Genomic DNA, 20,739 nt, shown 5'->3' with positions numbered 1-20,739 from the left:
GATGAATAGGCACTCAGCGTACGCGGCCACAACAAGTGAGCCAGAGCCCGAGATTGGACAGCAGATGTCGACCGCTTTGGGAGGTACGAGAGTCTGGCGCTGTTCGATTGCCGGGCGGCTAGAAGAGGTTGGCCGAGGTGCCCTGCGTGAGGTTCTCGAGGATCGTGCGCAGCCACGGGCTGCGCACGGCTGGTAGCCGGACCAAGGTGTGCTGGAACGTTCCCCGGTCGGCCCGGAACACGTAGTTGGGGAGCAGCGGGAGCGGGTCGTCGCGGAGGACGTCTTGGGGTATGCGGCCCGACGCGGGAACCGGCAAGTAGGGCTGGGGAGAGACCAGCCACAGCCATACCCCCAGCGGCAGTGGTACCAGGTATGCCGGCGCAGTCGGGCTTGCGGGGGTCCAGGTCTGACCCGTCTGGGGATGGACCGGAACGAGGAGGATGTCGACGCCCGCGTCCGGGGAGGGCTGTCCCGGTCCAGCCAGGACGGCGCGCCGCTTCGGGGGGCCCGCGGGCAGCAGGGCGTCGAGCGCGCGTTGGAAGACGTCCGCGGTCAGACCGCCCGGGACCTTCACCGGCTGCCCTTCGGAGGCAACCAGCAGGTGGGCGAGCGCGTGGCCGGCTGCCGCCTCCCACTGCGGACTCCACGACCAGTAGTGGTTCGGCCCCAACCGTCCTCCCCACGTGGCAATCGGCTCGAACGGGGGCGTTTTCTCCCCCTTCTCTGCCAGCTCAGCCCAGGAGGGGGGCGCAGCGTGGATACCGGCAACGGGGACGCGGTACACGGCGTCTGAGCTGAGCCGCACTGCCTGCCAGAGCGAGCAGTCGTCGACCCTGGTCGCCACGGGGAGGTCGCATGCCTCGCAGGCCATGTTGGGCCCGTCGGCTCCGTCGAGGCCACAGCAGGCACCGCCGCGCTTCTCAGGAATCAGCCGGGTTCCACGGATATCACCTGGCGCGATGACACTCGCCCCGGGCGTGCTGTCGGAAAGGGCGTAGACCGGCGCGTAGATGCCGCGTGCCTCCGCCTCGCCCGGATCGATCTCGTCCCACATCCGCCACGGCCCTCCCCAGGGGTCCGGGTCCACGGCAAACGTCCCTGACTGCATGAGCACCGGAAGCTGGGTCCCGTTCCCGTACTGCTGACGGGCGTGGACCGGCAGTGAGACCTGGGACAGCGGGGTGGTCAACTCGGCGCCGCATCCCGCACATACGAAAACGAACAAATGTCCTCCGCCTGGGAAACAGACGCATCTTCGCAGCTCGCCGGCAGCCGGCCAACATGTTTTCTCATCCGTTGCGGGAACGTCACCTGCCCCCGTCGTGGAGTATCAACGCAGTGCGGGTAAGTGCCAGCCGCCGCCTCTGACTGCGGCAAGCGACTCACTCAGTGTCCGAATTCCCGGTGTACTGTGGCGCCTCCCGAAGTGGTGAACATCTGCTGCCCATTCTCGTGAACGAAGCCAGCATCACCCCGGACGCCGAGACCCAGGCTCGGATGTCCGCAGCGAAGACACCGGAAGTGCGGGCCCGGCTCTCCGAGTTCATGAAGGCCGAGTGGGCCCGACGCAAGAACGAGGACGCAGTACGGGCCGCCTGACGGCTGTATACGCACACGGCGACCCCCACGACGCCGGAGAGGGCACAATGCCCGCCATGAGTGAGTGGGGGGTCGCGCTGATCGCGGCCGGTTCAGCGGTGGCGGGGAGCATCGTCACGGGTTGGTACACGCGTTCCGCCGGCCTGCGTCAGGCCGAGGCCGCGAAGCATGCGGGAGACAGACAGGCGGACGCGTTGCTGCACACGGTTCAGGCCACCCTGGATGACCAAAGGCGCACTCGCATCGAGGACCGACGCCGACAGGTGTACGTCGCGTTTTGGAAGCTCGCAAGAGAGGTAGAGCGTGACCCTAGACCTTCCAGAGCGACAGCTCTGGGGCAAGCCTTGGTAGAGCTGGTCCTTGAAGGACCATGGCCCGTGGCCCTGGCTGCCAAAGAGGTGGGCGACTGCGTTACGGCCGTTGGCCGGGGCGCGGCGCACCGCGAGAGGCAATCCGCAGCATGGAGGGCATACCTCAGCGCCGTACGAGAGGTCCTCGGTGTCGAACAGGACCCACCTGGGAGCGACCCTCCCGATCTGGCCTGAAGTGTTCTTCACTGATCCACCCTAGGGCCGCAGATGACGAGCGACGGCGGTGTCCGCCGAAATAGGGCAGACCCCTGCACTGCCTGCATGGACAGCACTTCATGAACCTCGGCCATCCTGAACAGCCCGCCCGGCGGGATGCCGTGTTCCATGTCCGCCTTCGTGCTCCCTCGTGACGGAACGGGCCTGGCCGGTCGCTTCACCGGCCCCAGGGTGGCAGGCAAGCTTCCGCCAGCCGCCGCCATCGGCGCCCGGCCACCGCCCGCCGCCGAGCAGAAGGCCCCCATGAGCGACGAACCCACCCCCGCCGCCGACGACTTCCGTACGTGGCTGAGCGAGCGAGGAGCGGATGCGTACGCGCTGGCCTGGGTGAGCGAAGGGACGGGCGCCGTCAGTGTGGACGCTGCCCCGGCGCCCACGGTGGGGGAGAGCGGGATCGCCGGTCCCGGCGCCGATCTGACCCGCCTCACGCTGCACGAGGTCGCTCACGGCCTGCGCGAGACCCTGCATCGGTGGCTTCAACTGGACGACGGGCAACGGCAGCTGGCCATCGTCAGCGCCTCTTCCGGCGTCCTGCGTGAACACCCGCCCGGGGAACTGGCGGCACAGCTCAGGCAGGATCCGGGCACCGACGATGCCCGTCTCACCGGCGAACTGGCCGGCTGGTTGTACCGCCGCTACGCCGACGCACCCCAGGGACTCGAACTCGGATGGATCGCCGCGGCCGCCGCCTGGACCTGTCACATGCGCGCCCTCACCGGCTACCCGCCGCCCTCTGTCCTGCGTGCGAGCCTGGAGCGCGCCGACGAAGTCGACGAGGCCATCGAGGACCTGGTGGTCAGCACCGGGCTGAAGATGGCCGACCTCCTGGACCGGCTGGAGCACGCGCACCGTCCTCGCACCGAGCTCGTCGACGACTGGCACGCGGTGGAATCCCTGGCCGCCGACGTCCCGGCGCTACGGGAACTGGCCGACTGGCTGCTCGACCAGGTCGCCCTGCGCGACGCCAACGCCCAGCAACTGCGAGCCGTCCTCGAGCCGGACATCACCGACTACCTCCTTGACCGGCGCGGCGACGGACACCAGCCGGGGATCGCTGCGCCCGCGCTGGATGAGGCCCGCACCGCGCACCTGGCCCAGGCCCGCGACACGGTGCGGGCGTACACCGCCGCGGCCTACTCGGGGCGGGAGACGGAGGCCCAGCGGCTTCTGGACGCCTTCCCGGTCCCGGGCCGTTGCGTACAGGCCAGCGGTCCGGCCACCGCCTGGCGCCAAGACTCGGGCACCGCGCAGGATGCCGTCGGCGCCCTGCAAGCGCAGCGGGCGACGGCCACGGCGCAGGACAGCACCGTCTACTTCGCCGACCCGGAACTGCTGCACGCCAAGAACTCCTACCTGGCCGCGCGGGAGAGCCAGCTGCACCTCATGCATGACGCGCTCGGGCGTCTCGCCCATCCCGTACCGGCCCCCCGCGAGCTGCCCGCCGAGCTCGCCGCGGTGGCAACCGGCCAGACGCAGCGCCGCGTCATCGAGGCCTTCGGCACCACCGACCGCGCCCGACACGTGCTGGACGGACAGATCAGCTACCAGCTGAGCAGGCCGGTTCCGGCGCGCCTGCGCGCCGCCGCCAGCGCCGAGGCCGACCTGCTGACCCGGGTACGTGGCGCGCTGAACCAGCTCACCGACCCGGGTGCGCCCCTTGACGCAGAGGCCATCCGCGCCCGCACGCAGCAGGCCATGGCCCGCTCCGCCGTCTCCTTCGGCCGCGCGGCCCGCGACCACGACCACGACCAGGCTCACACCCAGGCTCTGGCAGCCGGTGCCACGGTCCACGGGGTGCAGCCGTGACCTGCGCTGAACGTGAAGGGGGGCAAGCAGCGCGCCTCCCGTGGGCTGCCGGCAGGAAGCCATGGCGCCAATGCGTCAGCCGGTGATGCCGGTCTGGCGCGCTCTGAACAGTGCGCTGATGGTCACGGCATCGGTGATCAGGCCGGTCAGGGCCATCTCTTCCGCCTCGGCGAAGGGCACGGTGCAGGCCCGGCGGATGCCGCCTGCCGCAGCGACCTCGCCCACCGTGTCGATCCGCCCGGCGTACAACAGCACCGGATCTGCCAGGACGTTAGGGTCCGGGTGGACCTGGCCCAGGCCGATCAGCTCCGAGGCCGAAGCGCTGAGCTCATCCTGCAACTGCCCGGCCGCGTTGTCGGTATCGGCCAGGCCCTCCACACCGGGCGCGCGCAGGATCTCCCAGTGCCAGGTGCGGGTAGCGTGCTGGAACCGCTCGGTGAGAACCACGCTGTCCGCCAGCAACGGGAGCACGGCCACCTGATGCTCCGGCCGAGCGGAGAGCAGACGCAGCCGGCGCGCGTGCTGCCCGTCCGGCAGAACCACCGGGTCCTCGAGGACCACCCGCTCCTCGTCACGGTGCAGGACCTGCCCCTCGACCATCGGCCAGCGCATGATGCCGATCGCGCTGTCGCCCTGCGGGGTGAGGAACCACCGCGGCTGGGTGTCGCGCAGATGCGCGTAGGCGGACTGCGGGGTGTGGTCCATCAGGTCACCGACTTCGGCAGACTCGGTGAGCAGCGAGCGGCGCAGGGGCACGGCCCGGATCACGCGAAGGCCTCACACACGTCCTGGCAGCGCGCGAACTGCACAGGCGCGGCGCCGGACAGCTGATACCTGGTGGCCCGTGTCGCAGCGGGCGAGGTCGCATCGTGGAGAGAACTCACGTCGTCGGCTCCGTACGGGTCGGTCGGCAGCAGATGTGCACCCATCTACGCGCGCCTGCGGGCCGCGCGGGCGATCCGGCCGCAAGGACGCCGTCTGGCGGGAGGATCGAGGCGTACAACCGTGCTGAGCCTCCCGCCGGACGGACTGCGCGATGCAGGCGAGGCGCTCGGCGAGCCGCCCCGGCCACGAGGACCGGATCCTCGGCAGAGCGGCCCCGTGACCCTTCCGCCGGTCCCTGCTGTGCCTCTGCGCGCACCCCCGTACCTGCTGTCGGCCAACTGCACCCGCGGCGGGGATCCGGGCACCTGCCCCCTGCTTCTTCCGCCCGGCGGGACGGGCCGCCGGGTTGCTGACCCGGCCCTCGGGAGGGCGCGGCCCGGGCCCGGCAGCGGCAGTACGCCAGCACTCAGCATCGGCTACGCCCCGCCCGAACCCCGGGCACCACCGTGCTCCGTGTCCTTCCCGCCTGAAAGGTCTGACCGGAGAAGGCGACGCCGAGGTCACCACCGGCATGAACGCCGGCCAGCGCCGCGTCAACAAGGGGCAGGTCAGCCTCCTCGACCGGATCATCGTCGACCTGCAGAACAAGCTCAGCACCTCCGAGAACGTCCAGGAACTCCGTGACCGGCACCGTCGCCTGCAGACAACCATCGACGGCTACTCCCGCGCAGTCGAGACCATCACCCAACAGCACCTGAACTCCGTGGCCGAACGTATGTCGGTCACGGAGGAGCTGGCCGGGATAGAAGCGCGCCTGGCCGAGGTCGGCGACCTCATGTCCCGGTTCACCCTGCTGGAAAGGCAGTACCGCTCCGACATCGACCGGCTCGTCATGGTCACCGAGGCCGGCAACCTCCTGGGGTTCTTCAAGGTCGGCACCTGCGTCTTCTGCGGCGCCGAACCCGAACACCAGCACCCCGACCACAGCGAACGCGAGACGACCCAGCTGCATCTCGCAGTGGAGACCGAGATGGCCAAGACCACCTCCCTCCTCGATGACCTTCGGCCGACCATGCGCGACCTGCGCAGTCAGCTCGAAGAACTCAGCAGCCGCAGGGAGGAGCTGAAGGCATCCGCTGCTCGCCTCGACGCGGACATCTCCGTCACCCGGGAACGGCTCGCCCCGCTGCGCGAGGACATGGACCAGCATCTTGAGGTCCGCTCGGCCATCGAACGCGACCTGGACCTTCACCAGCGCATCGAGGAACTGGAAGAACGCCGGTCGCAGCTGGACGGTGAAGCTGCAACCCCCGCCCACCGGCCCACCGACTACATTCCGAACCGGGCACTCTCCGCCTTTGACCAGGTCCTCCAGCACACGCTGGAGGCGTGGAAGGTGCCCTCCGTCGAGTACGCGGAGTACGACCAGTACCAGATGGAGATCAGGGCAGGTAACCGACTGCGGGCCTCTCGGGGCAAGGGCGTCCGCTCCGTGCTGCACTCCGCATTCACCACGGCCCTGGCCCACTACTGCCGCGAGCACGACCGGCCGCACCCCGGGCTTGTCGTCCTCGACTCGCCCGTCGTCACCTACCGCGGGCCCCACAGCGACCCCCAGGGCGACGCCCCAGGTGACGACGTACCGATGACATCGACCGTCGTCGATCACTTCTACCGGAACATGCTCACCTTCCCAGGACAGGTGATCATCTTCGAGAACGGTGACCCGCCCCACGACGTCATCGCCCAAGCCCGCACCCACCGGTTCGGCCTGCAAGAAGGCGACCGTGCCGGCTTCTTCCCTTCAAGGTGGGAGAGGCGGTCGAGTCCGTGAGCGGCTGAGGTCACGAGCTGGGGTGCCGGTAAGAACGCTGTCACCAGCCGCAAGCGGCGGTGATCAGTCCTTGGCCCTGGCAGGTCGGGGCAGTTCCGGCGTATTGGTCGTCTCGGCGAGTGCGAGGCGACCGCCCTTCAGCTCGGGCACGTAGTTGTAGATCGTGTTCCTGGAGACGCCGAGGAGCTTCGCGATCGAGGTGACGGTGTTCTCCGGGCGGGCGAGTAGGTCGCGGGCGTGACGTACCTGCTCCTCGGTCATCGCCGGCGGGCGGCCGAGTCGGGCACCGCGGGCGCGGGCGGCGTCGAGGCCCTCGTTCGTGCCCTGGACGATGAGTTCTCGGATGAACTCCGCCAGGGCCGCGAAGACGTGGAAGACCAGGCGCCCGCCGGGCGTGGAGGTGTCGAGCGCCTCGTGCAGTGAGGTGAAGGTGATACCGCGCTTGCGCAGGCCGGACACGATGGCGATGAGGTCCTGGATGGAACGTCCGAGCCGGTCCAGCGACGGAACGACGAGAGTGTCACCCTCGCGCAGGTAGTCGAGGGCCTTTCATAGCTCCTCGCGTTCGGCGTTCTTGCCGGACTTCTTGTCGGAGAAGATCCGGATGCACCCTGCTTCGGTGAGTGCGTGGATCTGCCGGTCGAGCAGTTGCCCCTTGGTGGACACGCGGGCGTATCCCACGAGGCCGCCGGTCCGTACGGCCGGAACGGGGGCGAGGAGATCGGCGGTGTCGTCGTCCGGAGGCTGCTGCACCTGCCAGATCGTACAGAAAAGGGTGCTACTCAAGTTCTTGAGCACACCGGCTTTCTGACACCGTTTTATGGGCATGACCCGACGCCGATCTGGCCGCGCGCCGCCGCTTATCGATCTTGCTCATCAATCGGTCGATTGAAGAACAGCAGCGGACGCAGGTCGCCGGGGAGAAGTCCCGAGGACAGACATGCAACCACCCACGTCTGCCGCGTGTCCCTCAGTTCATGACCTCAGCTGCCGATCCGCCGGACTGGCCGCACTGCGGCGATGGAGCCGACCTGACCGCTGGCGATCCGGTCGGCTGCCGCGGCCGTCGCGTGGAGCCCTACGCCGCGTGCCTGGCTCACCTCGCTGCCAACCAGCGAGACACCTATCTCGCTACTCTCGCCCCCGGCAGCGACCTCGATCACCGCGGCACAGAACTCGCGGAGCCCCTCCTCCAACGACTCCTCGACGCTGTATTCGATTCCGATACCCGAAGTCCGAGGATCGGCAACGCCTCATTCGGCTGGGCCACGTTCACTGGCGACGCCCAGTTCAACTCGGCAACCTTCCTCGGTGATGCCTCGTTCCCCTGCACCATCTTCGCTGGCGACGCCTCGTTCTATTTGGCAACCTTCACCGGCAAGGCCACGTTCCACTCGGCAACGTTCCACAGCGACGCCTCGTTCGGATACACCACCTTCGCTGGCGGCGCCTCGTTCGTTTTGGCAACCTTCACTGGCTATACCGGGTTCCCATCGGCCACCTTCAGCGGCTACACCGAGTTCACCGTTGCCACCTTCGCCGACGACGCCAGGTTCGACTCGGCAAAATTCGCTGGCAGCGCCATATTCAGAGGAACCACCTTCACCCGCAAGGCCCATTTCGACTCCACCACCTTCACCGACAGGGCCTGGTTCGAGTCGGCCGTGTTTGAGCGGTCCCCGCAAATAGGCCCGCTGGCATGCGGCGAGCTCGATCTGTCGTCCGCGTCGTTCGGGGGCCCGGTCACGGTCGAGGCGGCTGCACGGCTAGTGGTGTGCCATCGCACACGCTGGTCGTCATCGGCCAGCCTGAGGCTGCGGTACGCCGAGGTCGACTTCACCGATGCAGTCTTCGAGTATCCGCTGAGCATCGCCACTCACCCCCGCCGCTTCGCCCTGCCCGAGGGCGGCGGGGTGTTGCAGGAAACCTCCTTTTCCGGAGTACCCGCGACTGCACGCATGCTGTCCCTTCAGGGAGTGGACGCAGCCCACATGGTCCTCACTGACCTCGACATGAGCAGCTGCCGATTCGCGGGTGCGGTCCACCTGGACCAACTGCGTCTGGAGGGACGCACGACGTTCGCCCAGGTACCGAATGGGCTCCACTGGCACCGATGGCTGCCGGTGCGGTTCACCCAGCGGCGAATCCTTGCTGAAGAACAGCACTGGCGCGCCGCCCAGCCGACAGGGGTCCCTGGTTGGGGAGTGGCACTGGAAGGAGCCGACCCGGTGGGGCCGACCGCGTTGGCAAGTCTGTACAGATCGTTGCGCAAGGCTTTCGAGGACGGGAAGAACGAGCCGGGGGCGGCGGACTTCTACTACGGAGAAATGGAGATGCGCCGCGCCGATAGTGAGACGCCACGGGCGGAGCGGTGGCTGCTGGCCTGCTACTGGGCCCTGTCCGGGTATGGACTGCGCGCCTCACGGGCCCTGGCCTGGCTACTGCTGGCCATGATCGCCACCACCCTGGCCATGATGCTCTGGGGCCTGGCCAGGGACAATCCGGAACCGCAGAGCAGAGGAACGCTCAGGGGCACCGAGATCTCCCTCACAACCAAGACCCCCGACCCTGTCAACCCAGACGGCCCCCTGCACCAGCGCCTGACGACCGAACGCTTCGAGAAGTCGCTGCGTGTCGTCATCAACTCTGTGGTCTTCCGCAGCAGCGGGCAAGACCTTACGACGATCGGCACCTACACCGAAATGGCCTCCCGCATTAGCGAACCGGTCCTGCTCGGTCTCGCCGTCCTTGCCATCCGGGGCCGCATCAAGCGGTAGCGGGCCAGGGAACGGGCGAGAACTCCCAGTCGTTGACCGAGGATCCTGCACCCACGCCCACGCTGGAGGAGAGCCATTGCAGCTCGCTCCGTCCGCCCCTCCGACTGTACTGCGCGATCATGGTCGGGATGCCTCGACGTCCTCGGCGTCGTCAGCTGAAGTGCGAGACCTGGCAGGGAGGGCCGCGCCAAGCGTCGTGCCGCCAAGAGGCCCGGCCCCTTGGCCTCCGGCGATACCCTTGCCTCCACGATGCAGGGCCCCATCGTCAAGGTCGCCGGACGCTCATCGGCGCCCCGGCACAAGAGTCCAGTGCACGTCCTCCGAATCCGGACAGATCCGCCACCGTTCCAGCACACCGCTATCCCTCAGATTGTCCAGACCGTCGGCGAGCAGTTGCTCAGGAATGCTGCATTCGCGAATGACCCGGTCGATTTCGCGCAGCCCGTCGCCTGAAGACGGATCGCTGTGCGCCATGAGATAGACGCCCAACAACTGCAGCAGGGGCTCTGCAGTCCCGATCCGCGCGGGGCAGCCGCTGCGCAGCGCCCAATCAGCAGCGCGCCGTCGATCGGGACGAGCTGGCGGCTGGGCAAGTAGCGTGATATCACGAAGCTCCACGGCAACTCCGGCTTCTCCGGGGCCTTCACCCATACCCAGAACAACGGAACAGCCATTAGCACTAAGTTAAATGATCTTGAAGCCGCGATTGCTGGAGGTCGCCCTCGGCAGGCCACGCAGTAGCCAGCTGGCCTCTTCTGCGCCATAGGCGGCGGATGGAGCTGGGTGCCTCATCAGCCAAAGAGCCACCAAACAAAGCGGGAGGCCCACATCTGCAGCCAGCTCAGGCCAAGGATGAACGCAGCAGAGGCGGCGAACACGAAGCCACGTCGCAGCAGGACACTGAGCTTGGTTAGGCCCTCCTCGAAACCCGGTGCCCATGGGTCCGGGGCAAGCCGCCGTACGCTCCACACCCACAAGCCTGCGAGAAGGCCGAAGGTGCCACCCAACGCAGCCCAATCCTCAACGGCGTCGTCAGTCGGGATCCAAATCCAGCCCGTTACCGCGAATCCAAGGCCGGCCAGTGTCAGGCCTCCGGTCTCCCCGGCCAGCTCAGAAAGCGACGTGTGCGCGGCGACGAGCCGCTGAGGCGTCCGGCCACGCACCGTTTGCCATACGTCGATCGCTGGGCCCAATGTGCTCGTGCCATACGCCATGGCCAAGACGAAGTCCCAGTAGGAACGCGACATTGCAAGCTCCCCGCTACTCTCCGAGGCACACGATGTCGTAGGGGGATCTTCACTGCCAGGCGCCACACACAGCTCTGGCCACCCGCACCCGGGCGGTTCAAGTGTGGCGCCATGGCGGCCCCGGGGATCAACGGAACCGTGGTTGGCGCTGAGAACGATCTGGCTTGAGTGGCGGACGGCTTAGCGCCGGTTTCCGGGCGGATGTTCCAAGCGCCTGGTCAGAGCGCGGACGGTGCTCTTACGTGCTCAGGATGTGCGGTCAGCCATTGCTGGAGCTCACGGTGGCGGAACTGATAGGCAGAGCCTGCGTAGCGCAGCAGCCCGGCCTCGCACGCCCATTCCAAAAACACCACTAAACGGAACGGCAGCCGTCCCGTGGAGCACAACAGGAACACTACATATCGACGCACCACGGCAGACGCCAGCCCGAACATCAGCCCGAACGCCGACCCGGCCACTAGCCCGACGCTCAGTCCGGACACCAACCCGACCATCAGCCCGAACACCAACCCAACAGGCAGCGTGTACACCACGGCGACCGGAAGATCGTCTCGCAGAAGTTCCCAGGGACGCGCCTCCTTGGAGGGCGGAGATTCCAGCCCGGTCCCCAGCACGCCCACCAGCCCGGTCGCGCTGGCGGCCGCCAGCCCTGTCACTAGTCCGATGCTGAGCCCGGACACCATCCCGACCATCAGCCCGAACACCAACCCAACCGGCAGCGCGAACACCAACCCGTACACCAGTGCCTCGCTCGGGTTGGCATGCCCGGAGAGCCCCAGCCGGTTTGGCTCTGGCTGCTCCAACACTAGAAGCGCGGCCATGACGGCAGTCACACCGACCACGCCTGCCGGGAGCGCGGGGTCCCCGGTGCTCCAGGCCAGGGGCAGGGTGAGGAGAACGGCTGCGGCGGTCAGGGTGGCGTCGACGATGAGGACGCGGGTGCGGCCGGCCAGCGGCCACAGTTCGTGGAGGACTAGGTCCGTGCCCGCACGGGCCAAGCCGGGCGTGCCGGGGGCTGGGCTGGTGCCGGTTGTGGGGGTGAGGGCGTGGGCGAGGTGGTGCAGCCACTGGTGGACCTGGCCGGGATGGTAGGTCCGTTGACGGCGGAATCTGCCGTTGGAGCGGGGGTGGGGATGAAGGCGGCTGGCGGCGGGGATGAAGCGGGCCAACAGATGTTCGTCCAGGGCCTGCGCCGTGGTGTGGCCGGTGAGTTCGTGGGGGTCGCCGACCAGGTGATACACGGTGGCGACCAGGCACAACCGCCACGGTGTCGAAAGCCACGTCGCCAAGGCGCTGGCCGGATGCGCCATCAGGTGGTGGATCAGCGGCTGCCAGCGGGCCAGGTTATTAGCCCGTGCGGACAGGTACGCCACGGCATCAGACCGGGTGACGGGGGCGATGGTGACCTGGGCGGAATCCCGCAGGCCGCCGCGGCCATCCAGCGCCTCCAGGTGAGTGGTGCGGCAGGTCAGTACCACCTGCCCTGGCGCACCTTGGACTCGATAGCCGTCCAAATGCTCCAGCGCCGCCCGGGCCCGCGGCGCGGCCGGGTCTGGGGCACCGTCAGGCAGGGTCGGGTCCATCTCGTCCAGCCCGTCCAGCACCGGCAGGACCATGCCGTGCCCGACCAGGGCGGCCGCGTACGCCTTGGGCCAGCCGTAGGCCCGGGCCAGATGCTGGGTGAGGAAGGCGTCCAGGGAGTCCCTGGTGTCCCACAACGAGACGGGGATGCGGACCGGCACCGGGTCATCGGCGGCACGGTCTTTGAGGAGCGCGAGCATGAGCGTGAGGGCAGTGACGGTCTTGCCTGCCCCGGGTGGGCCAGTGATCACCAGTCGGCGGGGTCGGGTGTCCCGCCAGTACGCGGCCACGTGCGGTACACCCGCTGCCGTCGGAGTGGGCTGGAGGCGGCCCCGCGGGGGTGCGGTGGCGTTGCGGCCGGGGGCCGGATGAAGGGTGAATGTGAGGCTGATGGGCACATGGTCATCGCCGAGGAGCTGGCCGTGAACACGGCCTTCACCGGTTTTCACTTGGTCGGCTAGGGTCTCGGCCCAGCCGCGGACCAGGTTGGCAGAGTTGCCGTCTGGTGGTTTGCGCAGAGCCAGGCCCGACAGGAGCAGGGCGGCAGTACCGATCGGCAAGCCCAGCAGGCTCGCGGCGTCCTGCGGCTGGAAGCCGCCCCGGGACAGTTGCACCAGGGTGTACAGCACGCTCGTCGCCACTGCGGCCCCGCCCAGCCAACTCACCGCTCGCCACACCAGCCGGTCCCGGCGCCCCCCGATGTTCATGAACCTGATGATGGCCCCCACCCACCCCATCCCACAGTCCTTTCCAACCTTTAGCCGGTGGACGACGCGTGGACGGCTTCGGGCCTGGCAGAGTCGCGTATTCGAACGTCGTGGATTCCACGCTGCCGAGGGACGGATCACGGCCTGTAACAGGGGTTCGAGCAGAGGAGGGGTATGCGCGACGGTTTAATACGCGACTCTGCCAGTCCCGAGGCCGGTCTCGCTCCCGTCCCGACGCTGGCAATTGCCGGCCCAGCCGCCACCGTCCCAAACTGAGGTATGGGCGGGATCAGTCAGTACGGACAGCGTGACCGTCAAGGCATGGTCGGCCGCCCGCAGCGAGTCCTCCGCCGCCTCGATGTCGGCGAGGTGGCAGAGAGCCAGCCTCGGGTCGCTTGCGGCGCGGGAGCGGGTGTGCGGCGTTCACGGTTGCAGTCTTGAACACCAGCACCCTCCAACGTCACGGACACATACGCGACGTGTCACCGCAGTTCAGCGCCAACACCGACGTTTCCGCACTCCCTAAGCTGGACAACGGCTGGAACTACCGCAGCGGCCCGGGCACCGGCTACGCCAGCCGCGGGCTGCTCTACCGCAGCGACAAGCTGACGGTGCTCTGCAGCCGCAACGACTGGGTGTACACCCAGCTTTCGCGCCGCTCGGTGTCCGGCCTGCCCAAGGGCGCCAAGGGCTGGGTGCGTCAGGACGGGCTGCTGGAGCTGGCCGGCTGATCCTGCTCGTCGCAGCAGCGCGACCGTGCGCCATCACCGCGGCGGCACCCCACTCGGGGGGTGCCGCCGTGTGCCATGCCCGGGGCGCACGCCGCGGTGAGCCCGTGCCGGCCGGTTGGCCACCGGCCGCTGCTGTGGGCGAGCAGCCCCGACACTGGCGCCCCTCGCGGAGGCCGCCCACCGGCGTTGCCACCCTTGCGGGGCCGCGAGGCGGACCGGCGAGAGGGAACGCCGCACCAGATGCTGGGACTTGGCACCAGGCACCGACCGCTGTCGGGGACGCGGCGTTGAGGCGGTGCCCGTGGGCCTGTTGGGCTGTGCCACCAGCAGCTCTTCCCCGGGCTGCATCCCACCGCCCGCACGGCGTGCACCCCTGACAAGGCCGCCGTGCGGGCGGGCCCTCCGCCTAACACCCCGACTTTTCTTGCAGAGGCAGGCAGGCATGGCCCAGGTGCAGGTCCGCGACGTCCCCCGCACCGCCGAAGTGGCGGACCTCGCACCCCAGCCGCCCACCCACCAGGTTCCGGCCCGCCCCGCGACCGCACCGGGCAAGGGGCCGACCTTCCGCGCCGTGCTGCGCCACCGATACTGCGGCCGCCTGCTGATCGCCTCGGTGACCGGACGCCTGGCTCTGGGTATCGTGCCCGTCGCGCTGATCCTCCAGGCGCAGGCCGACGGCCACTCCCTGGCGACCGCAGGCCTGCTGGCCGCGCTGTACGGCGTCTGTCCGGCGCTCGGGCTGCCCCTGCTGGGGCGGCTGGCCGAGCGGCGCGGCCTGCCACTGCCCTGCCACCTGGGAGCCGTACTGGTCGCGGCAGCGCTGAGCGCCCTGGCCCTCGTGGGCACCACCAGCCTCCCCTTCACGGCCGTGTGCGTCGCCATGGCCGGAGCCGGATGCCCGCCCCTCGAAGGCGGTCTGAGATCGCTGTACCCGGCGGTGCTGCCCGATGCCGCCCACGTGCGCACCGCCTACACCCTGGACTCCTCCACCCAGGAGATCGTCTACGTCGCAGGCCCCGCCCTCGCCGTCGTCACGGCCACCTGGCTCACCCCGGCGGCGGCCCTCGCCCTGGCGGCCGCCGCCACCTGGGCCGGCTCCCTCGTCTTCGCCACCGCACGCCCCGCCCGGGCCTGGCGCGCGGTGAGCCGCCGCCCAGACCCGCTGGGCGTGCTGCGCCCGCCCGCCATGCGCCTGCTGTTGTGCGCGCTGGTCTTTCTCGGCGGCACGGTCGGGGCCCTCGACATCGCCTCGATCGCCGTGGCCGGGCGGCAGGACGCGGCATGGCTGGCAGGCGCGCTGCCGGCGACGTTCTCCGCGGCCGGACTGCTCGGCGGCGTGCTGTTCGCCCGCCTCCAGAGCGCGACCGCTCCTCAGTCACGGCACCTGCTGGTGCTGGCGGCCCTGTTCGCGGCCGGGTGGCTCCCTTTGCTCGCCCCGCTCCCGGCCCCGGCCGTGCTCGTCCTGTCGGCGGCGCCGGGTGCCTTGTTCGTCCCGCTGCTGACCGTGGCCAGTCTGACCGTCACCGCGCTCGCGCCGCCGGGCACCTCGACGGAGGCGGTCGGCTGGATGTCCAGCGCACTCCGCCTGGGCGTGGCCGGCGGCACTGCTCTGGCCGGTCCGCTCGGCGGGCACTTCGCCGTCCCGCTGGTGGCCGCCGCCCTGTGCGCGCTCCTGCTCTCGGCCCCCCTGCTGCGGCTGCACCGGCCGCCGCCTGAGTTGGGGCGCATTGCCGGGGGAGTGGTCCCACCTCGCGCAACGGCGTCCCCGATCGCCATGCCGGGCCCTGGCACGTCTGGGCGCCGCACCGGTTGTGGACCGCTGCCCGGCTGGAGGCTCCCTGTACCACCACCGAGCAAGGGGAGATTGCCGTGCCGTTTCCGTCCGTCCTCCGCCGCACCGCACCCGCGCACCGTGTCCGGACCATGGCAGTGGCCTCTGCCGTGGCCGCATCCTCGGTTCTCGGACTGTCGCTCGCCGCGGCCGCGCCGGCGAGCGCGGCGACGGGCTCCAAGGCGTGCACCCATCAGGTCAAGCTCGACACCCGGGTCACCGCCACCGTCAACTTCCGCTCCGGGCCGGGCAAGGGCTACACCAGCCTGGGACTGCTCAACAAGGGTCAGGGCGTCTACTGGGCCTGCTACAAGGGCGGCTGGGGCTACCTGAAGCCGTACTACGGCGCGCACAAGGGCCAGTGGGGCTGGGTGAGCCGCGACTACATCGACGTGCCGATGCAGACCGACTGACACCGTCCGCCGGCACGGGGCCCGCGCCTTGGCACACCCTCTCCGGGTGCCGAGGCGCGGGCCCTTGCGTTGCCGCCTGCGCGCCGTGCCCCCGCGAACCGCCCACGCGCAGTGCCCGCGGCGGCTGACGGCCGCCCGCCCGAGTTCCGCCGGAAGCAGGCATGCCCGAGATGGCCAACGGCGGCACCCCGGCGGTAACACACCGGGAGCGGCGGGCCTGTCGGAAGGTTCGCCGTACGGACCGGCCGGGAGCGTGAGCGCGGATCTGTCCCGCATCCCAGACCGCTGCACCAACTCTTTTCCCACCCCCAGGGATAAGCGAATTTTGCCCGCTTCTGTCCCTGGCGATCCGGGGCCGCTGCTGCTGAGATCACCTCTGTCCGACCGATGCGTCACCCTCTCGAGGAGCCTTCGATGAACCAGCGCCGCCCGTCCACCTCCCGCCCGCTCTCCGTCATCCGCCCCGCCGAGTCCGCCCAGCCGTGTGCCCGCCCCACCGAGGACCTCGCCGCGCGCCCGTTCACCTCGTCCGCGGCGCGCCCGTAAGACGACGCCCCTCCAGTCCACGCGCCCGCCCGGGCCCTCAACACATCCCGGGCGGGCGCCGACGCGTCCGGGGCCCCACGCGGCTCCCTCCCCGGCCACTGCGTCCAGCCTCGCCCCCGGGCCGCCACAGCGGTGAACGCCGCCTGCGGACCGCCTGGCGGATCGCCGCAGGCAGCCGCGCGTGCCGCGCTCCCGCACCACGGGAACGGCCGCCCGCGACAGCCCGGCGCGGCACGGCGCGCGGCAGCCTGAACCGACAGCCCAGCCAGACGGCACACCACCAGGACCAGGGAGACGCCGCGTGCCCGACACCGACCGCCTCTACGCCCTGTCCAGCACGTACAAGCACCCCTGGTTGTCCGGCCCCGACGGACCCGGGCTGCTGATCAACGATCCGGTCGTGGCCATGCGCTGGTACCTGACGAACGAGACGGCACGCCTTGGGCGACCAGGAGCGTCCCCTGTGCAGGCCACCCCACGGTTCAGCCGTGGTCGGCCCGCTGATACCCCCCGTTGTGGCCGCTCTGGGATAGGTGGCGTGGCAGCGGCCGGGGGATCCGGGGCCAACGTGTCAGACGTGCTTGGACGGGCGACCGGGGCGGCCGGGACGGGTGTCAATGTGGCGTAGCACGGTCGAGAGGTGCCAGACCGGCTCACGGCCTACGTAATCGTCGGTGGTGCCTGGCCGCGCGCGACGTAGGCGCTCCATGTTTTCTGCTCGACTCCGGTGATGGCGGCGGCGCCAGTGGTGGGCACGCTGCTGATCCGCCGCTCCACCGTGTCGGCCGGCACTTGCGTCCAGCGGGTGACCATGAGCGATGCCCCCGGCCACCACGCCCAGCGGCACCACCGCACCTGGCCGACCAATGAGGTCCCCTGCCGCCCGCGTACCCACAGCAGACGCCGCCTTGAAAGCCCTGTCCAGCCTCCCAAGGCGCGGACCCTGGTGGGCGATCCCAGTCCGTACCAGGGGACAACTCACCGGCCCGGCATCCGCACGCCCGATGACCTGCAATGCTGGCAGCCGCACAGCCCACCGGCACAACGCAGCCACAAAGAGGGGGAGAGGCAGATGCTGGACGCCGACCTGTTGAAGCACCCCGTGATCCGCGGCTGTGTCGATGCGCTCGTCGACGGCCGGGGCGGACTGGTCGTCTACGGGCAGGGCTTGGGGGGCCGGGAGACGCTCGTGGCGGCTGCCGTGGGGATCGCGGCGACCACCGGCAAGACCCTGACGATCGTCGACGCCGAATTCCTCAGGGAGGCAACCGCCCGCCTGGCCGGGCAGCTTGGTCTGGCCGAGCACACCTTCCTGTCTCCCGCGCAGGCCGCGAGCTGGCCGACAGGATTCGACCCGGACGGAGTGCTGGCCGTCTACGGGGACGTCCTGCGCAGCCAGGACATGGTGGAGCCGCTGCGCGCCGCGGCCCGGGACGCCAGCCTCCACGGGCATCTCGTCGTCGCCCGCCACCCCTACGGCAGCGACAGCCTCGACACCTACACCACCCGGTTCCGCAAGATCACGGCAGCGGGCTTCATGCCGGCGCCCGCGGCGATGGATAACAACGGACCGGACACGCCGGGGCCGATCGCCAGGCGGGTGCAATCCCCGTCCTGGCAGGCCCAGCAGATCTGGGAGCCGGCCTGGATCCCGCGCGAGACGGACCACCGGGCAGAAGCCCTCGCGCAAGAATGGGCTGCGGGGGAGTCGCTCACCCCTACCACAACTCCGGCCGAGCCAACAGCTCTCAGCGAAGAGGCGCTTGACCGCGGGCGGTCCTACCAGGCGGCATGGAGGCAGCTGCGCGGGACGCAGCCGGACGTGCCGGATTCCGGCCCCGTCTCCTTCCCGCCGGACTCCGACGGAGTCTTCTGGGTGACCCAGGACGGATCGGCAGGGATCTCGGACCCCTGGGTAGGCCTGGAAGCCAAACGGCAGTTTCTCGTTGCCCTCCCCGGGGCCGAGCACACCGGCACGGCACAGGACTCGCAAGCCGGCACGGCCACAGACCAAACGCACCCGCACACGGCACCGGAAGACTCCCACGCACGCGCCATCCAGGACAGGCTGGCACCACTGATGGACACTCGTCCAGGACTGGCACTTCGCCACAGGCGCCGAAGCCCACGCCGTTGAACAGGCTTGCCTTCAGCACCTGCGCGAAGCCGGCCACACCCCCTACCTCAGCCGCGACGTCATGCCGAACGGCTGGACCGAAACCTTCGACGCGGACACCACCACGCCCACCGCGCTCGCCGCGCTCGTCGAAAGCAACATCATCCGTCTCACCGGCACGGTGAAGCCCGTTCCCGGACACAAAATCCTGCGGCCCCAGCGCTGGAGAACTCCCTCGGGCATCTACCTGACCGCCCCAAGATGGCCGTCGGCCGGTAAAGCCGGTCGCGGTCAACTCGGGCTCTTTCGCCCGCCCGTAGACCTGGTGCAGCGTGACCCCGGCCTCCCTCGCCGCCTCGGCAACGGGCGTTTGCGCCGCGACCAGGTCCAGGACGCGCCTGCGCTGCTCGGCAGTGAAAGCCTCTTCGGTCAGGGAGTGGCTGAGTTATACAGTCCGGCATGAGCATCGTCGACACGTCCATAGCCGCGGCCTCAGCAGCGCTCAGCGGTGCTGCGGCCTACGGTGCATGGAAGGCCGCCCGCGAGGCGAACAGGGCGGCCTGGAACGCAAATGAGACGGCGGCCGCCGTCGCACAGATCGAACGGGACCGCTGGCACAGGGAACTGACGCCCCAGCTGCGGATCAAGCTCCAGACGGATCCCCAAGAGGTGCTGTACGTCCGTTTCGACGGCCCGGCGACGCTCGGCGAACTCGCCGTCCAGTTGACCATCCGGGATGACTTCGACCGCTCTCGGCTTCCTCACCTGGCGGGTACTCCGACGCCCGAGGAGCGATCGGAAGTGATCTGGGGCCCGTACCGGTTCCGGCCCCGAGTCGATGACGCGGACGAGCTGGGCCGCTCGGTCCCGGCCTTCCCGCTTCTCGCCGGTGACCGTCACCGGCTCGCCGTCGACCCTTCCCTGAGACCCTCCTGGTACCAGAGCGACGAGCGCTGGCGCGACGAGTACCGCGCCGCCCCCATCCGGCTTTGGGCGGAGTGCACCGCTCCGGGCCATAAGCTCTGGAAGCTCGCTTTCGCGGTGCCGCAGGACGGCGGCTGGGCCCTGGGCGGCGCCTGACCCGAGACGGGCGTCGACCGTCGCCACGGTCAGTCCTCGTCGTCGCGAATCCGGGTGTCGGGCTACTCGCTGATCCGGCGCTCGCACTTCGGCGTCTGCTCTGCGCAGTAGCGCAGCAGGAGATGTCGGTGGCCTCGTGGCTGTCGGCTAGGTCCCGCCACATCCGCGGGACCGAGGCGCGCGTCACCCGATGGGATGGCCGCCCGGGAACGATGTTCCCTGCGCGCGGGTGGTTGGCGTACGGTCTCGAATGCATGTCCCGCAAATGGGAACGGTGGCAGGCCGGTTCGGGGAGAGGACGGCATCAGGGGTGGGCACGGATCAGGAGTGGAGCGAGCACGCGGCATGCCGTGCAGCCGACCCCGATGAGCTGTTCGTCGAAGGCGTCGCGCAGAGCAGAGCGAAAGCCGTCTGCACTGGTTGCGTGGTGCGGACCGAGTGCCTGGCCTACGCCCTCGATAACCGGATCGAACACGGAGTCTGGGGCGGCATGACCGAACGGGAACGGCGCGCACTGTTGCGGCGCCGGCCCACGGTAAGCTCCTGGCGCAGCCTTCTGGAGGCAGCGCGCACGGAGCATGACCGACACTCCGCCCCGGGCGGCGAGCGCTCAGCCGCAACGGGCTGATGGGCTGTGCAGGGTTATTGGTTACTGCGCAGTTTCAGTGGTCGGCGGGAGCCGTGCGAGGCGGGGCGGCAGGGGAAACGTGATCCAGATTCGATCCGGATTCTATTTTGAAGCACAAATCTGAGCACCCAACCCAGGTCTCCACAGTACCGGGACGGGAGCACCCCAGGGCTTCTTCCCTCCGAAGCCGCCTTCCGACTCATCGTCACGTTCCTTCCCTCCCCCAACCCACGACCCCTCCCCCCTTGCTGCCGCAAGGGCCGGAGGCCCGTTTGCCGCGCGCAGCGCGGTGAAGGCTGGAGCGCAGCGGAAGCCTCTGGCCGGACGGAGGCCAGCATCGGACTGCAATGCAGTCCGACTCACTCCCGGAGCGCAGCGGAGGGAGTGTCAGTTCGCCTGCGGAGCAGGCGAACTGGGCAGTGAGCGCAGCG

17 protein-coding genes and 1 pseudogene are annotated in these 20,739 nt (G+C 69.5%); 11 read left to right on the top strand and 7 right to left on the bottom strand.

Annotated elements, in window-relative coordinates:
* Positions 1–118 precede the first annotated feature (118 nt).
* Entirely contained in the window at positions 119–1,225 is a 1,107-nt protein-coding gene (locus ACZ7L0_RS41330) for a hypothetical protein (protein WP_471247753.1), read from the bottom strand.
* A gap of 227 nt (positions 1,226–1,452) precedes the next feature.
* Here ACZ7L0_RS41330 and ACZ7L0_RS41325 point away from each other — a divergent pair, with 227 nt between their 5' ends.
* On the top strand, positions 1,453–1,599 hold the full coding sequence (locus ACZ7L0_RS41325) for a hypothetical protein (RefSeq protein ID WP_471247752.1): 147 nt from the start codon (positions 1,453–1,455) through the stop codon (positions 1,597–1,599).
* Between the two features lie 830 nt (positions 1,600–2,429).
* Entirely contained in the window at positions 2,430–3,992 is a 1,563-nt protein-coding gene (locus tag ACZ7L0_RS41320; protein WP_471247751.1) for a hypothetical protein, read from the top strand.
* A 75-nt stretch (positions 3,993–4,067) separates the two neighbouring features.
* On the opposite strand, the gene ACZ7L0_RS41315 is transcribed toward ACZ7L0_RS41320, so the two are convergent.
* Positions 4,068–4,760, bottom strand: coding sequence for an NUDIX hydrolase (locus ACZ7L0_RS41315; protein ID WP_471247750.1), 693 nt, complete (start codon positions 4,758–4,760; stop codon positions 4,068–4,070).
* A 628-nt stretch (positions 4,761–5,388) separates the two neighbouring features.
* Between ACZ7L0_RS41315 and ACZ7L0_RS41310 the strand changes: the two genes are divergently transcribed.
* Positions 5,389–6,651: a hypothetical protein gene (locus ACZ7L0_RS41310; RefSeq protein WP_471247749.1), complete on the top strand. Its 1,263-nt coding sequence runs from the start codon at positions 5,389–5,391 to the stop codon at positions 6,649–6,651.
* Between the two features lie 63 nt (positions 6,652–6,714).
* Here ACZ7L0_RS41310 and ACZ7L0_RS41305 read toward each other — a convergent pair.
* Positions 6,715–7,332 (bottom strand): annotated as a pseudogene (locus tag ACZ7L0_RS41305) (recombinase family protein).
* Between the two features lie 296 nt (positions 7,333–7,628).
* On the opposite strand from ACZ7L0_RS41305, the gene ACZ7L0_RS41300 reads away from it, so the two are divergent.
* The gene (locus tag ACZ7L0_RS41300) at positions 7,629–9,428 is read left to right on the top strand and encodes a pentapeptide repeat-containing protein (RefSeq protein ID WP_471247748.1); all 1,800 of its coding nucleotides are present in this window, start codon (positions 7,629–7,631) and stop codon (positions 9,426–9,428) included.
* Between the two features lie 282 nt (positions 9,429–9,710).
* On the opposite strand, the gene ACZ7L0_RS41295 is transcribed toward ACZ7L0_RS41300, so the two are convergent.
* From ACZ7L0_RS41295 to ACZ7L0_RS41285, 3 genes are all read right to left on the bottom strand, one after another.
* Positions 9,711–10,046 carry a hypothetical protein gene (locus ACZ7L0_RS41295; RefSeq protein WP_471247747.1) on the bottom strand — a complete coding sequence of 112 codons (336 nt, stop codon included), beginning with the start codon at positions 10,044–10,046 and terminating at the stop codon, positions 9,711–9,713.
* A 173-nt stretch (positions 10,047–10,219) separates the two neighbouring features.
* A complete protein-coding gene (locus tag ACZ7L0_RS41290) occupies positions 10,220–10,675 on the bottom strand; it encodes a hypothetical protein (RefSeq protein WP_471247746.1) in 456 nt (151 codons plus the stop codon).
* Positions 10,676–10,893: 218 nt separating this feature from the next.
* A complete protein-coding gene (locus ACZ7L0_RS41285; RefSeq protein WP_471247745.1) occupies positions 10,894–12,963 on the bottom strand; it encodes an NACHT domain-containing protein in 2,070 nt (689 codons plus the stop codon).
* Positions 12,964–13,400: 437 nt separating this feature from the next.
* Between ACZ7L0_RS41285 and ACZ7L0_RS41280 the strand changes: the two genes are divergently transcribed.
* The 3 genes from ACZ7L0_RS41280 to ACZ7L0_RS41270 all read left to right on the top strand — a co-directional run bounded on the left by ACZ7L0_RS41280 (position 13,401) and on the right by ACZ7L0_RS41270 (position 16,484).
* Complete coding sequence (locus ACZ7L0_RS41280) at positions 13,401–13,694, top strand: SH3 domain-containing protein (protein WP_471247744.1); 294 nt, start codon at positions 13,401–13,403, stop codon at positions 13,692–13,694.
* 442 nt (positions 13,695–14,136) lie between these two features.
* A complete protein-coding gene (locus ACZ7L0_RS41275; RefSeq protein ID WP_471247743.1) occupies positions 14,137–15,858 on the top strand; it encodes an MFS transporter in 1,722 nt (573 codons plus the stop codon).
* 494 nt (positions 15,859–16,352) lie between these two features.
* A complete protein-coding gene (locus ACZ7L0_RS41270; RefSeq protein ID WP_399412269.1) occupies positions 16,353–16,484 on the top strand; it encodes a hypothetical protein in 132 nt (43 codons plus the stop codon).
* 660 nt (positions 16,485–17,144) lie between these two features.
* Here ACZ7L0_RS41270 and ACZ7L0_RS41265 read toward each other — a convergent pair.
* Positions 17,145–17,297, bottom strand: coding sequence for a hypothetical protein (locus ACZ7L0_RS41265; RefSeq protein WP_471247742.1), 153 nt, complete (start codon positions 17,295–17,297; stop codon positions 17,145–17,147).
* A gap of 259 nt (positions 17,298–17,556) precedes the next feature.
* Between ACZ7L0_RS41265 and ACZ7L0_RS41260 the strand changes: the two genes are divergently transcribed.
* From ACZ7L0_RS41260 to ACZ7L0_RS41245, 4 genes are all read left to right on the top strand, one after another.
* Positions 17,557–18,621: a hypothetical protein gene (locus ACZ7L0_RS41260; protein WP_471247741.1), complete on the top strand. Its 1,065-nt coding sequence runs from the start codon at positions 17,557–17,559 to the stop codon at positions 18,619–18,621.
* A gap of 61 nt (positions 18,622–18,682) precedes the next feature.
* Positions 18,683–19,063 (top strand): hypothetical protein, encoded by a 381-nt coding sequence (locus tag ACZ7L0_RS41255; protein WP_471247740.1) that lies wholly within the window; start codon positions 18,683–18,685, stop codon positions 19,061–19,063.
* Complete coding sequence (locus ACZ7L0_RS41250; RefSeq protein ID WP_471247739.1) at positions 19,060–19,680, top strand: hypothetical protein; 621 nt, start codon at positions 19,060–19,062, stop codon at positions 19,678–19,680. Before ACZ7L0_RS41255 ends, ACZ7L0_RS41250 begins: the two co-directional genes overlap by 4 nt.
* Positions 19,681–19,930: 250 nt before the next feature.
* Positions 19,931–20,308: a WhiB family transcriptional regulator gene (locus tag ACZ7L0_RS41245; RefSeq protein ID WP_471247738.1), complete on the top strand. Its 378-nt coding sequence runs from the start codon at positions 19,931–19,933 to the stop codon at positions 20,306–20,308.
* Positions 20,309–20,739: the final 431 nt, after the last annotated feature.

The sequence above is a fragment of the Streptomyces sp. NPDC039424 genome, assembly GCF_055639495.1.
This window is presented reverse-complemented; position numbering and strand designations above follow the sequence as displayed.

Excerpts from the sequence above, each read along its gene's own strand:
- ACZ7L0_RS41320 (WP_471247751.1), top strand. The coding sequence starts at position 2,430 with ATGAGCGACGAACCCACCCCCGCCGCCGACGACTTCCGTACGTGGCTG.
- ACZ7L0_RS41310 (WP_471247749.1), top strand. The coding sequence starts at position 5,389 with ATGAACGCCGGCCAGCGCCGCGTCAACAAGGGGCAGGTCAGCCTCCTC.
- ACZ7L0_RS41300 (WP_471247748.1), top strand. The coding sequence starts at position 7,629 with ATGACCTCAGCTGCCGATCCGCCGGACTGGCCGCACTGCGGCGATGGA.
- ACZ7L0_RS41290 (WP_471247746.1), bottom strand. The coding sequence starts at position 10,675 with ATGTCGCGTTCCTACTGGGACTTCGTCTTGGCCATGGCGTATGGCACG.
- ACZ7L0_RS41285 (WP_471247745.1), bottom strand. The coding sequence starts at position 12,963 with ATGAACATCGGGGGGCGCCGGGACCGGCTGGTGTGGCGAGCGGTGAGT.
- ACZ7L0_RS41275 (WP_471247743.1), top strand. The coding sequence starts at position 14,137 with ATGGCCCAGGTGCAGGTCCGCGACGTCCCCCGCACCGCCGAAGTGGCG.
- ACZ7L0_RS41270 (WP_399412269.1), top strand. The coding sequence starts at position 16,353 with ATGAACCAGCGCCGCCCGTCCACCTCCCGCCCGCTCTCCGTCATCCGC.
- ACZ7L0_RS41265 (WP_471247742.1), bottom strand. The coding sequence starts at position 17,297 with ATGGTCACCCGCTGGACGCAAGTGCCGGCCGACACGGTGGAGCGGCGG.
- ACZ7L0_RS41260 (WP_471247741.1), top strand. The coding sequence starts at position 17,557 with ATGCTGGACGCCGACCTGTTGAAGCACCCCGTGATCCGCGGCTGTGTC.
- ACZ7L0_RS41255 (WP_471247740.1), top strand. The coding sequence starts at position 18,683 with ATGCCGAACGGCTGGACCGAAACCTTCGACGCGGACACCACCACGCCC.
- ACZ7L0_RS41250 (WP_471247739.1), top strand. The coding sequence starts at position 19,060 with ATGAGCATCGTCGACACGTCCATAGCCGCGGCCTCAGCAGCGCTCAGC.
- ACZ7L0_RS41245 (WP_471247738.1), top strand. The coding sequence starts at position 19,931 with ATGCATGTCCCGCAAATGGGAACGGTGGCAGGCCGGTTCGGGGAGAGG.